This window comes from Variovorax sp. GW823-FHT02B07 (assembly GCF_058797695.1).
In genome coordinates, this window is sequence record NZ_JBXAJX010000001.1 from 1561624 (window position 1) to 1576545 (window position 14922).

Below are 14922 nucleotides of genomic sequence, written 5' to 3' on the forward strand. Positions count from 1 at the left end.
TAATAAACCGATCTTAAGGCGCGGGCCTTCGCAGGTAAATCGATCGCTGGTTGCGACCCGGGGAATACTGTATAAAAATACAGTTAACAACTGCAATCATGGGCCTCCCTTTCCTCGACTCCTTTTCCACCGCCGCGGGCCGCGGCGTCTGGCACGCCGACGAACTCGGCCTGGCCGACGCGCAGGTCGTGGCCACCGGGCATGCCGCGCTCGACGCCGAGTTGCCCGGCGGCGGCTGGCCCGTGGGCGCGATGACGGAGCTGCTGCAGGCCACGCCCGAGGCCCATGTCTGGCGCCTGCTGCTGCCTGCGCTGGCGCAGGCCGTGGAAGCGCGCGGCGGGCCGGTGGTGCTGGTCGGCGCGCCTTACGAACCCTGCGGCACCGCGCTGGCGGCGCAGGGGCTGCCGGTGGAGGCGCTGATGTGCGTGCGCAGCGACGCCCCGGCCGCGCGGCTGTGGGCCTGCGAGCAGGCGCTGCGCTGCGCCGAGATCGCCGCCGTCGTCGCCTGGCTGCCGCAGGCCCGCGTGGGCGAGCTGCGGCGGCTGCAACTGGCGGCCGCGCAGCACGAGGTGCTGCTGTTCGTGTGCCGGCCCGAGTCGGTGGCGCTGTCGGCCTCGCCTGCGCGGCTGCGCCTGCGTGCCGAACGCTGCGCGGACGATCCGGCGCAGATCGCGCTGCACCTGCTCAAGCGCCGGGGGCCGCCGCTGGCCGCGCCGGTGCGGGTGCCGGCGCGCAACGCCCGCATGAGCGCGCTGCTGGCCGCCGCCCGCGTGCGGCGCCAGCTGCGCCTGCAGCCGCCCGTGGCGCCGGCCGCCGCGCCGTCGGCCACGGTGGTGCGCATCGACGCATGGAAAGGAGGCCCGGATGCACTGGATCGCCTTGCAGTGGTCGTCTGAAACCGAAGAAGCCGACGCCCCCGACATGCCCCCGCCCGAGGCCCTGGGCTGGTGGGCGCTGCAGTTCACGCCGCACGTCGCCTGGCAGGACGAGGCGCTGATGCTCGAGGTCTCGGCCTGCGAACGCCTGTGGGGCGGCCGTGCGCCGCTGATGCGCCAGCTGCTGGCCCTCAACCCCGCACCCGACGCGCGCATGCGCGGCGCGCAGGGCGCCACCAGCCTGATCGCGCTGGCGCGGCTGCGCCTGTTCGCGCGCAACGAGCACCGGCCCGCCGAGGTGCCGGCCGGCCTGCCGCTGGACACGCTGACGGCCGCGCAGGGCCACCTCGACCTGCTCGCGCGCCTGGGCTGCCGCACCTGGGGCGATGTGGCCGCCTTGCCGCGTGGCGGCCTCACGCGGCGCTTCGGCACCGGGCTGCGCGAGGCGCTCGACATTGCCTGGGGCCTGCGCCCCGAAAGCCACGCCTGGCTCACGCTGCCCGACGTGTTCGAGCAGAAGCTCGAACTGCCCGCGCTGGCCGAGACCGGGCCCGAACTCATGTGGTCGGCCAACCGCCTGCTCTCGGCGCTGCAGATCTGGCTGCGCGCCCGCCAGCGCGGCGCGCGTGCGCTCGAGCTGCAATGGACGCTCGACCTGCGGCGCCTCAACGGCGTGACCCTGCCGCCGCACCAGCAACTCACCGTGCGCACGGCAGAGCCCACGCAGGACATGGCGCACCTGCGCCGCCTGCTGTCCGAAAAACTCGCGCTCACCACGCTGGCCGCGCCCGCGAGCTGGCTGAAGCTGCGCACGCTCGAAACCGATCCGCTGGCCGGCGCCAGCACCAGCTTCCTGCCGGAAGACAACCGCAAGGGCGACAAGCTGCACGAGATGGTCGAACGGCTCAGCGTGCGGCTCGGCGCCGACCAGGTGGTGGTGCCGATCGCGCAGGCCGACCACCGGCCCGAGCGCCAGCAGCGGTGGCGGCCCGCGCTGCAGAAAGAGAAAACCCCGGCGCCCGACAAGGCCCGCAAGGACGCCGCCTCGCAGCCCGATGCGATCTACCCGCCCTGGCTGCTGCCCGAGCCCTTGCGGCTCGAGATGGACGGCGAGCGCCCGTGCTACTGCGGGCCGCTGCGCAAGCTGGTCGGGCCGCAGCGCGTCGAGGCCGGCTGGTGGGGCGGCGAAGAAGACGGCGGCCAGCCCGCGATGCGCGACTACTACGTGGCCGAAAGCCCCGAGGCCGGCCTGGTGTGGATCTTTCGCGAGCGGCCCGCCACGCGCTTTTCGTCGGGCGAGGTGCGCTGGTACCTGCAAGGCTTCTATGCCTGACCTGAGCGGCAAGGAAGAACGCAAGCGCCAGCCCGCCAAGGTGCATGTGCTGCCGCAGCGGCTGCGCCCGGCGCCGGGCCTGCCCGGCTATGCCGAGCTGCACTGCCTCACGAACTTCAGCTTCCAGCGCGGCGCGTCGACGCCCGAAGAGGTGGTCGAGCGCGCCTACCACCTCGGCTATGCGGCGCTGGCCATCACCGACGAGTGCTCGGTGGCCGGCATCGTGCGCGCGCATGTCGCGTTGCGCGACCTGCCCGCCAAGCTGGACACCTACGAGCGAGAGCACCCGGACGAACCGCCGATCCCGCGCCACCCCGAATTCCACCTGCTGTTCGGCAGCGAGTTCCGCTTCGAGCGCTTCAAGCTCGTGGTGATCGCGAACGACACCGAAGGCTGGGGCAACCTCTGCGAGTTCATCACCGCCGCGCGCAACACCGAGCTGCCCAAGGGCGAGTACCGCGTCGACTGGGACACGAGCGACGTGGCCTCGCTGCAGCGCTGCCAGGTCCTCTTCGTGCCGCACCGTCCGCCGGGCGGCATGCCGGAGGCGGCCACCGTGCAGGACGACCTGGCCGCCGCCAGGGCGCTGTACGGCGACAACCTCTGGCTGGCCGTGGAGCTGTTCAACGAACTCGACGACGACCTCTGGCTCGTCACGCTGATGCAGGCGGGCGAGCAGGCCGGCGTGCCGCTGGTCGCGGCCGGCGACGTGCACATGCACGCGCGCGGCCGCAAGCCGCTGCACGACGTGCTCACGGCGGTGCGCGAAGGCCGCACGGTGGCCGAGTGCGGTTTTGCGCTGCAGTCGAACGCCGAGCGGCACCTGCGACAGCGGGTGCGGCTGGCCGAGCTGTACCTGCCCGCGATGCTGGCGAACACGCTGGAGGTGGCGCAGCGGTGCCGTTTCGATCCCGAGGTGATCCGCGAGACCTACAAGTACCCGCTGGAGACCGTGGGCAGCAGCGAGACGGCGGCGCAGACGCTGGTGCGCAAGACGTGGGAAGGTGCGCGGGTGCGCTACCCCGACGGCATTCCCGAGAAGGTGCGTGCACAGGTCCAGAAAGAGCTCGACCTGATCACCGAGCTGGAGTACGAGATGTTCTTCCTCACGGTGGAAGACATCGTGCGCTTCGCACGCTCTCAAGACATCCTCTGCCAGGGCCGCGGCTCCTCGGCCAACTCGGCGGTCTGCTACTGCCTCGGCATCACCGCGATCAACCCCGAAAAGGGCCACCTGCTGTTCGAGCGCTTCCTGAGCCGCCATCGCAAGGAACCGCCCGACATCGACGTCGACTTCGAGCACCAGCGGCGCGAAGAAGTCATCCAGTACATCTACGAAAAGTACGGCCGCGAGCGCGCCGCCATCGCCGCCGTCGTCATCTGCTACCGCTCGCGCAGCGCCTTGCGCGACGTCGGCAAGTCCATCGGCATCGACGAGCGGCTGGTCGACGAGTTCGCCAAGGACCACTACTGGTTCGACGACACCGTGCTCGGCGAGCAGCTCGACAAGGCCGCCGCGCGCGTCGGGGTGAAGGAAGACCGGCTCAAGCTGATGCAGTGGATCGAGCACACGCAAAAGCTCAAGGGCTTTCCGCGCCACCTGAGCCAGCATGTCGGCGGCTTCGTGCTCACGCACACCAGGCTCACGCGGCTGGTGCCGGTCGAGAAGGCGTCGATGAAAGACCGCTCCGTCATCCAGTGGGAGAAAGACGACCTCGAGGCCATGGGCATGCTCAAGGTCGACGTGCTCGCGCTGGGCATGCTCAGCGCCATCCGGCGCGGGCTCGATCACATGAACCGCTGGCGGGGCTCGATGGTGGAGATGCACCACATTCCCAACGACGACCAGAACGTGTTCGACATGATCTGCGACGCCGACACCATCGGCGTGTTCCAGATCGAGAGCCGCGCGCAGATGTCGATGCTGCCGCGCCTGAAGCCGCGCACCTATGAAGACCTGGTGATCGAGGTGGCGATCGTGCGGCCGGGGCCCATCCAGGGCGGCATGGTGCATCCGTACCTCAAGCAGCGCGAACGGGTGGCCAAGCGCCTGGAGATCACCTACGAAAAGGAAGAACTCCGGCCTGCCCTGGAGCGGACCTTGGGCATTCCGATCTTCCAGGAGCAGGTGATGCAGATCGCGATGATCGCGGCCGAATTCACTGCGGATGAGGCCGACCAGTTGCGCCGCGCCATGGCTGCATGGAAGCGCAAGGGAGGACTCGGGAAGTTCCACAAGAAGCTCGTCGACGGCATGAAAGGCAAGGGCTACAAGGAAGCCTTCGCCGAAGCCATCTTCAAGCAGATCCTCGGCTTCGGCGACTACGGCTTCCCCGAAAGCCACGCCGCGAGCTTCGCGCTGCTGGTCACCATCAGCAGCTGGCTCAAGAACTACGAGCCCGCCTGCTTCCTCGCCGCCTTGCTCGACTCGCAGCCCATGGGCTTCTACAGCCCCTCGCAGCTGGTGCAGGACGCGCGCCGCCATGGCGTCGAGGTGCGGCCGGTCGACGTCACGTGCAGCGAGATCGACACCACGCTCGAGGCCCGCGCACCCGATGCGCCGCGCATGCCGCCAGGCACCGACACGCGCTACGCCGAGCGCCTGGGCAACGAGAACCAGCCGGCGGTGCGGCTGGGCCTGAACCGGGTCCTGAGCCTCAGCGAAGCCGGCGCCAGGCGTTTGCTCGCAGCGCGCGCGCAAGCGCCTTTCACCAGCACCGAAGACCTGGCCTTGCGTGCGGAACTAGACGGCAAGGACATGGCCGCGCTCGCGGCGGCCGATGCGCTGATGTCGCTCTCGGGCCATCGGCGCCAGCAGGTGTGGGACGCCACCGCGCAGCACCGCTCGTCGGCCCTGCTCAAGGGCGTGCCGATCCACGAGCAGGCGCTGCTGTTGCCCGCCGCGCCCGAGGGCGAGGAAATCGTCGGCGACTACGCGGCGCTGGGCCTCACGCTGCGCCGCCATCCGCTCGCGCTGCTGCGCCCGCGCCTGGCGCGCATGCGGCTGCTGAGCGCGGTCGAACTGCGCGCCGCGCGCAGCGGCCAGACCGTGCGCGCCTGCGGCATCGTCAAGGGCCGGCAGCGGCCCGGCACCGCCAACGGCACCATCTTCGTCACGCTGGAGGACGAGACCGGCAACGTCAACGTGATCGTGTGGAGCCACGTCATCGAGGCCTGGCGCGAGCCGCTGCTCAAGTCGCACCTGCTCGCGGTGCAGGGCACCTGGCAGCGCGACGACGACAGTGGCGGCAAGGTGCAGCACCTGATCGCCACCGGCTTCAAGGACCTCACGCCGCTGCTGGGCCGGCTGGCGCAGAGCAACACCAGCCGTGACTTCCACTGAGGCATTGCGAATGCAACCGATCGTTCCATGCCTCGCGCCGCCCCTCACTTTTCGCTAACCTGTTCCTCCCATGTCCGCACTCGCCGCAACCGCCGGATTTGCCCTTGCCGATGAGGTCGTCGCCACGCCGATCGGCCCGCCGCCGCCCGCGCCCGATGTGCCCATGCCGCCACCGCCGCCGCCCGTGCTGCCGCCCGAAGGCGATCCGCCGCCGGTCATGCCCCCGGTGACAGACCCCGGTTTTCCGCCGCCGGTGAGCGACCCGCCGCCCCTGCAGACGGCCGTGCCCTTCGGCAAGCCGCACGCACGGCGGCTGCGCGAGATCTACCGCTCGGCCGGCTGGCCCTGCTGCGACACCATCGAGGTCGAACTGCTCGCGGGCGGTTTTCTCGAACGCGTGCGCAGCGCGCTGGGCCACGAGACGCTGCGCGTGACCGACGCGGGCATTGCGCGCATCGCCACCACGCTCACGGTCAATCGCGCGGCGCTGTCGCCGCACGAGGCGCTGGTGGAGCGCGTGGCGCGCGAGATGACGCGCGGCGGCCGCATCGCCTGGCGCGGCCTGGGCCTGCGCGCCCGGCTGCCGCCGCTGGAGGAGGGCGGCAAGCCGCGCTGGTGCATGGCGCGGCCCGATGTCTTTTCGATCCGCAACACCAGCGTCGAGGCCTATGCGCATCCCATCGTGCACGAGGTGAAGGTCAGCCGCGCCGACCTGCTGGGCGACCTGCGCAAGCCCGACAAGCGCGCGGCCTACCTCGACCTGGGCGGCGAGTGCTGGTACGTGCTGGGCAACGACGCCAAGGGCCGCTGCATCGCGTCGCCCGACGAGATTCCGGCCGAATGCGGCGTGATGGTGCTCGAGGGCGAGCGCCTCGTGGTGGCGCGCGCCGCGGTGCACCGCGCCTTCGAGCGCATTCCTTTTTCGGTGTGGCTGGCGCTGGCCAAGGCGCAGCCCGTGGCGGGCTTCGAGGACGACGCGCAGGACCTGCTGATCTGACGGGCGCCCTTCAGATGCTTCAGGTGATCGCGTCGTAGTCGCGGTGCGCGACGGCGACCACGTTGCCCGGATCGAACTGGCTCGCCATCTGGCGCAGGCCTTCCTCGCGGTCTTCGCGGCTGGCCTGCGGGTCGAACATCTGGTCGCAGAACTCGAGCAGATCGCGCACGATGCGTTCGTGGCGGTAGTAGGCGAGGGCGAGCGTGTCGACCGCCTCGTTCGTGCCGTAGCCCTGGAAGAACAGCGCTTCTTCGCGCGGCTGGTTCCACACGCCGCCGACCCCGCCGCCGATGAACATCAGGTCGCGCTCCTTCGGCGCGAGGATCAGCGTGTCCCAGTCGACGATGCACAGGCGGTCGTCGTCGCCCAGCAGCACGTTGCCCGCGTGCAGGTCGGCGTGGCACAGCACCTGCGGCAGCGACTTCTCGAGCAGGATCGAGGCAAGCTGCTCGCTGCGGTAGACGATCGAATCGATTTCTTCGTCGTGCACGTCCCAGAAGGCGAGGAAGCGCTTGACCAGATCGTCGCCGGCCACGCCGTTGATGAAGCGGCGCTGGTAGCGGCGCACGCCTTCGCGCCAGTGGTGCGAGTAGCTTTCGCGCGGCAGGCCCGCCCGCAGCGATTCGGGCAGCTCGGTGCGGTGGATGGCGTTCAGCGTGGTGCCGAGCAAGGTCCATTGCCGGTCCGTCGGCGTGCGCGTGAAGCCGTCGACGCCATCGAAGAAGGGGTAGAGCGCCCAGTCGAAGCCATGGTCCTGCACGCTGAGCCGCCGCGTGCGCGTGAGCAGCGGGGCCATCACGGCGTCGATGCCATAGGTGTGGTGCAGCACGGCCGGCACGTCGACCACGGCGGGTGTGAAACCGCCTCGGCGCAGCTTGAGGAAATAGGCGCGGCCGTCCGATGCCTCGATGCGGAACGCGGCCGAATCGACGTCGGCGCCCAGCGGCAGGAATTCCGCGCGTGTCACCTGCAGGCCGTAGGTTTCGGCGAGGCGCGCTTGAAGGGCGTCGGGGGCGATATCGGGTGGTGTCAGCATGCGGCGGGCGTGGCGTGGGTTCGATGGGCGCCGAAAATTGTCTCACCCGATAAGGCCACGAAAGCCGGCCCGTCGTTGTCAGACGGCGTCTTCTTTGTCTTCTTCGTCGGCCTCGTAGGTGGCCAGCACCTTGTGCTCGACGGGATGCGAAGTGAAGGAGCGCACGAGCAGGAATTTCCTCACGCGCCACGGGATCGGCGGCAGGCGCATCGGGTAGGCCGCGCCCTCGGTGCGGCGGGCGATGGTGATGTGCGGTGTGAACGTCGGCGTTTCCGTGACGATGCCCGCCTTCTGGACCGCACGGCCGATGTCCGCATGCAGGGTGCGCAAGGCGCCGTGCTCGGCGGGCTGCAGCACCGCGATGTCGTTGCGCCATGTGCGCGAGCTGTCCAGCACCAGGCTCATGGGCCGCACCCGAACCTGGGCGAGTGCTTCACACAGGCGTTTCTCGACCTCCTTGGGCTGGTCGCCGAAGCAGTGGAGCGTCAGGTGCAGTCGCGGGCTGCGAGGAAAGTAGTGGCCCTTGGGCCAGATCCATTCCTTGCGGTGCGCTTCGATCGCCGCTTGCACCTCGGGCTCGGGAAACAGCGCGATGAGAAGGTGGCGTTGCCTCTCGAAAGCGGGGGAGTCCCAGTCGGGTTCGGGCTCGTTCGCAAACGCATCGCCACGGTGGAAGTCGTCCATTGCAGTTCTCCGGGGGAAGAAGGATGAAAAGGCGGTTCAGGGCTCCGGCGGCCACCAATGCGCGGCCGTCGTCCGGATGACGCGCGCCGCCTGAACGCGGATGTCATCCTGTTCGTTGCTGTCGTCGTGGCCGTGCTCCCGGGTCACGCGGAAGGGCCAGTTCGAAATCCGGCCTGTCTTGCCGGTGGTGCGCGGACGCGACTGCAACGGATGCTGTCGCGAGGAGAAAAAAAGCACCTGCGCCGAGGGCGCAGGCGGGTTGGCGGTGGTCATGGCGTCGCCTCGAATGTTGTTCTTGGAGACGAGCCATTCTAGAGAAAAGACTGTATTTATGTACAGTATATTTGCAGTCTATCGAAGATCGTTGCCGAGCAGGGCGTCGAGGTCGATGGCCGCCGCCATCGCCCGGTAGCCGGCGTCGCCGGGATGCAGGTGATCGCCCGAATCCATGGCGGCTTTCAGCCGGGTCGGCCGGGCCGGGTCGCGCAGCAGGGCGTCGACATCGACCACCGCATCGAAGGCACCGCCTTCGCGGATCCAGCGGTTGATGGCCTGGCGCACCTTGTCTTTCTCGGGCGAGTGGTGGCCGGCCAGCGGCGTGCCTTCGAGCGCACGTTCGTTGGGCGGAATGGTGGCGCCCACGACGCGCACGTTGTGGGCATGGGCCATCTCGATCAGCTGGCGAAAGCCCTGGATCACCGCCTCGGCGCGCACCGCGGGTTCCTGCGGCGCAAAGGGACCACCGGGCCAGCCGATGTCGTTGGTGCCCAACAGCACGACCATCGCGCGCACGCCGGGCTGCGCGAACACGTCGCGGCCCGCGCGTTCGAGCGCCGCGCGGCCCATGCCGTCCTTCAGCAGCCGGCCGCCCGAGATGCCGGCGTTGAGCACGCCCACGCCGCGCGGCGCGAGCCGTTCGGCCAGCGCGTCGGGCCAGCGCGTGTGGGCGCCGGGCGTGGACCCATTGCCGTCCGTGATCGAGTCGCCCAGCGCGACGACGGTGACGGGCGCCTGGGGCGTCTCGACGATCAGGCCGCTCACGTAGACGCGCGTGCTCCACGAGGTGGCGGCGGCCGGCAACCGCGCCGCGGCGCTCAGGTCGCCGTCGGCGATGTACAGCGTCTGCCGCGCATCGAAGTGAAAGCCCGCGGGCTGGCTGGGTTCCGGCAGGTAGAGCGACACGGCCACCTCGCTCAGCGCGGGCAGCGGCAGGTCGACCGGGTCGCTCACGAGGCGCGCGCCGGGTGGCACGGTCACGTCGGTCCGGCCCCCGAAACGCAGCACGCGGTCGGTGCCTTCGACGACCGCCGAGCCGTTCGCATGGCGGGCCACGCGGGCGGCGCCGATGTGCAGCGGCGCGCTGCCGCCTTCGTTGCTGATCACCACGCGCAGCCGCGTGCCGCCGATGCTCAGGCGCGCCACCTGGCGCAGCGTCTGCCGCTCGAAGCGGGCGGGAATGCCGACGGGCAGAACGAAGCTTTGGTCCCACAGCGGCTGGGTGGCGGCCATCCAGCTGGGGCTCCAGTGGGTGGGCGCTGCAACGGAGGCGGTGGCGGCGCCCGCGAGGGAAAGGGCGAGCGCGCCCTGGCGCAGGAGGGTGGTGAGTCGCGAAGCGGTCATGTGAATGTCCTCAGGTGAAAGAAGTGTCGATGGGCGAACTTTCTTCCATTCGAATCGCGAGGGGTAGAAGGCAGAATGGCATGCATCGCATTCCCGATTCGAATGACCCCATGGACACCCTTCGCGCACTCTCCGCCTTCGTGCACAGCGTCGAACTCGGCAGCCTCTCGGGCGCGGCCCGCGCGCTCGACACCACGCAGCCCACCGTGAGCAAGCTCGTCGCGGGGCTGGAGCGGTCGCTGGGCGTGCGGCTGCTGCGGCGCGCGGCCACGGGCCTGAGCCTCACGGAGGAGGGCCAGCGCTTTCATGAACGCGCGCGCCGCATGCTCGAGGACTACGGCGACGCCGTGGCCGATGCGCGCGCCCAGGTGCAGCAACCGCGCGGCCTGCTGCGCCTGAGCGCGCCGGTCACGCTGGGACAGCGGCATCTCAACGCGATGGCGGTCGAGTTCCTGCGGCTGTACCCCGACATCGAACTGGAGCTGGTGCTCGACGACCGCTTCGTCGATCCGCGCGAGGAGCGCATTGACGTCTCGCTGCGCGTCGGCGGCGCGCTGCCGCCCGACCTTGTCGCGCGCCACCTCGGCAGCTGGCCGCGCGTGCTCGTCGCCTCGCCGGACTACGTGGCCGCACGCGGCCAGCCACGCACGCCGCAGGACCTGCTGGCCCACGACTACCTGCGCTACGCGGCGGGCGACGACGGCGTGCTGCTCACGGGCCCCGACGGCGCGGTGGCCGTGCCGGTGCGCAGCCGCTACCGCGTCAACAACGCCGTGGCGCTGCTCGACAGTGTGCTGGCGGGCGCGGGCGTGTCGCTGCAGCCCACCTGGATGGTCGCGGACCTGCTGGCGCAGGGGCGGCTGGTGCGCGTGCTCGCGCGGCACACGGGGCCCGCGCAGGAGCTGCACCTGCTCTATGCGCCGCGTCGGCAGTTGCCGTTGCGGGTGCAGGTGCTGGTCGACTTCCTGGCGCAGCGCGTGGCGGCGTTGCCGGGGGCTGCGAAAGCGCCGCGGCGTTAGTCAGGCCGCCTTGCGGGCCACGCTCTTCGCGCGTTTGGCCGCAGCAGGCTTGTGCGCGGTCTTGCGTGCAGAAGCCGTCGACTTCGCCGCACGCTTCTTCGCCGCAGGCGGCGTGCGCTTGCCGCTGCGCAGGCTGCGCGCGAGCAGCTCGGTCAGGTCGATCACCTCGGCACCGCCCTCGGGTGCTTCTTCTTCCGGCTGCACCACCGTCTCCGTGTCGCCCGCCTTGACCTTCTTCTCGACGATCTTCATCACGGCGTGCTTGAACTCGTCCTTGAATTCGTCGGGGTTCCACGGGCCCGACATGTCGCCGACCAGCTGCTCGGCCATCTTCATCTCGGCGGCCGACAGCTTTGCGCCCTTGATGCCGGCGGCCGGCAGGTCGAGCCCGTCGGCGTCCTTGATCTCGTCGCCCCAGCGCAGCAGGTTGAGCACCAGCACCTTGCCGAAGGGAATCAGCAGTGCCAGGTGCTGCTTGGTCGCGATCACCACCTTGGCCAGGCCGACCTTGCCGGTCTTCACCAGCACCTCGCGCAGCAGTGCGTAGACCTTCTGGCCCTTGTTGATCGGCGCGAGGTAGTAGGGCCTCTCCAGGTACACGAAGGGAATTTCGCCCACGTCGAGAAAGCGCTGGATCTCGATGGTCTGCGTGGTGCGCGGGTAGACGGCCTCGATCTCCTTGGGCGAGATCACGACGTACTTGCCGTCTTCGTACTCGAAGCCCTTCACGATCTGCTCGCGCGCGATCTCCTTGCCCGTGCGCTTGTTGATGCGCTTGTAGCCCACGGGGTCCATGCTGCGCTTGTCGAGCCAGTCGAAGTCGATGCCCTGTTCGGTGCTGGCGGTGTGCAGGCCCACGGGGATGTGGACCAGCCCGAAGGTGATGGCGCCTTTCCAGAGGGTTCTCGTGGCCATGGTGTGCTTCCTTCCTTGTGCGTGGGTTCGTGGCTATCGCTTGAAGCCGAGCCGCTTCATCGCCTCGCCCAGCGGCTGGCGCGTGGTCCAGTAGGCGGCCCAGGGGTCTTCGGACTGGAACGACAGGTGTTCGCGTGCGGTGGCGATGGTCCAGTGCGCGCCGCTTTTGAGGCTGCCGAGGTCGTCCCAACTCACCGGCATCGACACGCCCATGCCCGGCCGCGCGCGCGCCGAGTAGGCCGCCACAGTGGTCGCGCCCACGCCGTTGCGCAGGTAGTCGGCAAAGAGCTTGCCGACGCGGTTCGAGGGCCCGCTCTTGGCCACGAACTTCGACGGGATCACGTGGGCCATGTGCTGCACGATGGCGCGCGAGAAGGCCTTCACCGTGTCGTTGTCGTAGTGCATGCGCAGCGGCACGACCACGTGCAGGCCCTTGCCGCCGCTGGTCTTGAGCCATGACGCCAGGCCCAGCTCGGTGAGCAGCGTGCGCATCAGCAGCGCGCCTTCCTGCACATGCGCCCACGGCGTGCCTTCGCCCGGGTCGAGGTCGAAGATCATGCGGTTGGGCCGGTCGAAGTGCGTCGAGGTCGCGTTCGAGGTGTGGAACTCGATCACGTTGAACTGCGCCGCGTTCAGCAAGGCTTCGCGCGTGCCGACCTCGAGCATCGACGGGTGGCCGGGCCACAGGGCGGGATCGAGCTGCTTCACGCCGGCGATGTGAACCTTCTCGGCATGCTTCTGGAAGAAGATCTCGCCGCCCACGCCCTGCGGCCCGCGCACCAGCGCGCAGGGGCGGCCCTTCAGGTGCGGCAGCATGTCGTCGGCCACCGATTCGTAGTAGCGCACGAGGTCGAGCTTGGTGCGGCCCGAAGCCGCATCGATCACGCGCTCGCCGTGGCTCACGGCGACGCCGCCGACGGTGGAGGCGGATTTCTTCGATGAGGTCTTCATGGCCTTCATGCCTTTTTCGCGAGGGGCAGGTGCGATGTCGCGGGGCTCTTCATGCACGATCTCCGAGGCCGGCTTGTCGTCGCGCATCGCCACGAAGGACGCGTGGCGGATCTGCCCGTCCGGCGTCCATGCGGCGAAGCGCACCTCGACCACGAGCCTGGGCTTCACCCAGTGCCGCGTGCCGCCCGGCCGGCGGCGGCCGGGCTTGGCCTCGCCGCCGGTGAACGGCGCGTGGTCGGTGTCCAGCGCGGCGAGCTGGCGGCGGATGTCGCGCGCCTCGCGGTCGCTCCAGCCGGTGCCGACGCCGCCGACCGACACCAGCTGGCCGTTCTTCGCGTGCACGCCCAGCATCAGGCTGCCGATGCGCGTCGGGCTGTCGGTGCGCAGCGTGTAGCCGCACACCACGAACTCCTGGCGCCGGATGCACTTGAGCTTGAGCCAGGTGTCGCTGCGGCGCGAGACATACGGCGCGTCGGCGCGCTTGGCGATCACGCCCTCGAGGTTCATGCGGCAGGCTGATTGCAGGATCGAGTCGACATCGGCCTCGAAGTCGCTGCTGAAGCGCAGGCGGCGCGTGGCACGCGCGTCCATCAGCTGCCTGAGCAGGCGGCGGCGTTCGGCGAGCGGCGTGTGGCGCAGGTCGAAGCCCTCGAAGAAGGGCACGTCGAACAGGAACATCACGATGGGGTCGGCGCGTTCGCGGTCGAGTGCGTTCTGCAGCGCGTTGAAGTCGGGCGTGCCGTTCTGGTCGGGCACGACGATCTCGCCGTCGAGCCAGGCGTTGCCGATGCCCAGGCGCTCCAGCTCGGCCACCAGCTTCGGCAGCTTCGCGCTCCAGTCGTGGCCGCCGCGCGTGAGCAGGCGCGCCTTGCCGTTGCCGATGCGCGCCATGAGGCGGTAGCCGTCGAACTTGATCTCGAAGATCCAGTCGCCGGGGGCGCCTTCGGGCACGCCGGTGGCGAGCGTCGCGAGCTGCGGCGAAAGCCTGGCGGGCAGGCGTGCCTTCACCGCGCCCGTTGCGGGCAAGGCGGGCGATGTGGGCGCAGCCTTGGCCTTGGCGGTCTTGCGCGCTCCGGCCACGCTGTCGGGCAGCGTGGACACCACGTCGTACTCGGCATGCGAGCGCGCGAAGGCATCGCGCTTCTTGAACAGCAGCCAGGGCTCCTGCCGCTCGCCGCCCTTGGCGATCCTGACGAGTTCCCACAGCCCTTCGAGCTTCTGGCCATGCAGCCGGAACGCGAGCTTGCCCGCGGCCAGGCCCTTGCGCGGATCGCCCACGGGCTCCCAGGTGCCGTGGTCCCACACGATGACGTCGCCCGCGCCGTAGTGGCCTTCGGGAATCGTGCCCTCGAAGCCGGCGTACGAGAGCGGGTGGTCTTCCACATGCGCGGCCATGCGCTTGTGCGCGGGGTCGAGGCTCGGCCCCTTGGGCACGGCCCACGACACCAGCACGCCGTCGAGTTCGAGCCGGAAGTCGTAGTGCAGCCGCCGCGCCGCGTGCTTCTGGATCACGAACGCGGGCGCGTGCGGCCGGGCCCTGCCGCCTTCGGCGGGTTCGTCCGTGACGGCGAAGTCGCGCTTCGCCTGGTAGGTTGCGAGGGGCGTGTCGGAACGGGCCATGGCCTCTGGTGTGCCCGCATTCGGGCCGCGCCGCATCGGCCAGGTGTCCGGTCTTCGTGTGGGCCAAGGCCGCACGCGCGCGCGAAGGCGGAGCGAGCCGCAGGCGGGTGCCAGACGGGTCCCACGCGCAGGCGCTGTGCCCTCCGACCGGCGCGCCGCGCGATCCGCAGAACATGGAGGCACTGCAGCCGCCAACCCGGAGGAGGCAGCCATGTGAGCCCGTGTGCATCGCACCAAGGAGACCCCATGACTTCGAAGCAGACCCCCGACCCGAAGCCGGCGAGCCCGGACAAGAACCCGCCGGAGAAGTTTCCGTTTCCCACGTCCGAGAATCACGGCAAGCCACCCACCGAGCCCGCCAAGCCGACCGAGCAGCCGTCCAGCGAGGAAGCGCTCGACAGCGGCGTGGAAGAGTCCTTTCCGGCGAGCGACCCGGTGTCGGTCACCGTCACGAAGGTCAAGCTGCCATCGGGCGATGCGGACAAGGACAAGAAGCCCGAGGACAGGAAGGCCGACGCCTGAGGCCCCG

12 protein-coding genes are annotated in these 14922 nt (G+C 69.9%); 6 read left to right on the forward strand and 6 right to left on the reverse strand.

Going from position 1 to position 14922, the window contains the following annotated elements; all coding sequences use genetic code 11:
- The first annotated feature begins 98 nt into the window (after positions 1 to 98).
- The 4 genes from imuA to AC1RGU_RS07365 all read left to right on the forward strand — a co-directional run bounded on the left by imuA (position 99) and on the right by AC1RGU_RS07365 (position 6548).
- Positions 99 to 896 (forward strand): translesion DNA synthesis-associated protein ImuA, encoded by a 798-nt coding sequence (imuA, locus tag AC1RGU_RS07350; protein ID WP_159277311.1) that lies wholly within the window; start codon positions 99 to 101, stop codon positions 894 to 896.
- Positions 865 to 2208: a Y-family DNA polymerase gene (locus AC1RGU_RS07355; protein ID WP_492695716.1), complete on the forward strand. Its 1344-nt coding sequence runs from the start codon at positions 865 to 867 to the stop codon at positions 2206 to 2208. The genes imuA and AC1RGU_RS07355 overlap by 32 nt, the downstream gene beginning before the upstream one ends.
- Positions 2201 to 5551, forward strand: a complete 3351-nt coding sequence (locus tag AC1RGU_RS07360; RefSeq protein ID WP_492695717.1) for an error-prone DNA polymerase — start codon at positions 2201 to 2203, stop codon at positions 5549 to 5551. Before AC1RGU_RS07355 ends, AC1RGU_RS07360 begins: the two co-directional genes overlap by 8 nt.
- A 70-nt stretch (positions 5552 to 5621) precedes the next feature.
- Positions 5622 to 6548, forward strand: a complete 927-nt coding sequence (locus tag AC1RGU_RS07365; protein ID WP_095744951.1) for a hypothetical protein — start codon at positions 5622 to 5624, stop codon at positions 6546 to 6548.
- Positions 6549 to 6567: 19 nt separating this feature from the next.
- Here the strand turns inward: AC1RGU_RS07365 and AC1RGU_RS07370 are convergent, their stop codons facing one another.
- The 4 genes from AC1RGU_RS07370 to AC1RGU_RS07385 all read right to left on the reverse strand — a co-directional run bounded on the left by AC1RGU_RS07370 (position 6568) and on the right by AC1RGU_RS07385 (position 9888).
- Positions 6568 to 7584, reverse strand: a complete 1017-nt coding sequence (locus AC1RGU_RS07370) for a phosphotransferase enzyme family protein (protein WP_492695719.1) — start codon at positions 7582 to 7584, stop codon at positions 6568 to 6570.
- 78 nt (positions 7585 to 7662) lie between these two features.
- Positions 7663 to 8268, reverse strand: a complete 606-nt coding sequence (gene thpR / locus AC1RGU_RS07375; RefSeq protein ID WP_095744953.1) for an RNA 2',3'-cyclic phosphodiesterase — start codon at positions 8266 to 8268, stop codon at positions 7663 to 7665.
- A gap of 36 nt (positions 8269 to 8304) precedes the next feature.
- A complete protein-coding gene (locus tag AC1RGU_RS07380) occupies positions 8305 to 8541 on the reverse strand; it encodes a hypothetical protein (protein ID WP_095744954.1) in 237 nt (78 codons plus the stop codon).
- Between the two features lie 78 nt (positions 8542 to 8619).
- Positions 8620 to 9888, reverse strand: a complete 1269-nt coding sequence (locus AC1RGU_RS07385; protein WP_492695722.1) for an SGNH/GDSL hydrolase family protein — start codon at positions 9886 to 9888, stop codon at positions 8620 to 8622.
- 110 nt (positions 9889 to 9998) lie between these two features.
- Here AC1RGU_RS07385 and AC1RGU_RS07390 point away from each other — a divergent pair, with 110 nt between their 5' ends.
- Positions 9999 to 10907, forward strand: a complete 909-nt coding sequence (locus tag AC1RGU_RS07390) for a LysR family transcriptional regulator (protein WP_492695724.1) — start codon at positions 9999 to 10001, stop codon at positions 10905 to 10907.
- On the opposite strand, the gene ku is transcribed toward AC1RGU_RS07390, so the two are convergent.
- Entirely contained in the window at positions 10908 to 11822 is a 915-nt protein-coding gene (ku, locus tag AC1RGU_RS07395; RefSeq protein WP_095947520.1) for a non-homologous end joining protein Ku, read from the reverse strand. It lies immediately after the preceding gene.
- 33 nt (positions 11823 to 11855) lie between these two features.
- Positions 11856 to 14393 carry a DNA ligase D gene (gene ligD, locus AC1RGU_RS07400; protein WP_492695726.1) on the reverse strand — a complete coding sequence of 846 codons (2538 nt, stop codon included), beginning with the start codon at positions 14391 to 14393 and terminating at the stop codon, positions 11856 to 11858.
- Between the two features lie 246 nt (positions 14394 to 14639).
- Here ligD and AC1RGU_RS07405 point away from each other — a divergent pair, with 246 nt between their 5' ends.
- The gene (locus AC1RGU_RS07405; protein WP_354347658.1) at positions 14640 to 14915 is read left to right on the forward strand and encodes a hypothetical protein; all 276 of its coding nucleotides are present in this window, start codon (positions 14640 to 14642) and stop codon (positions 14913 to 14915) included.
- Positions 14916 to 14922 lie beyond the last annotated feature (7 nt).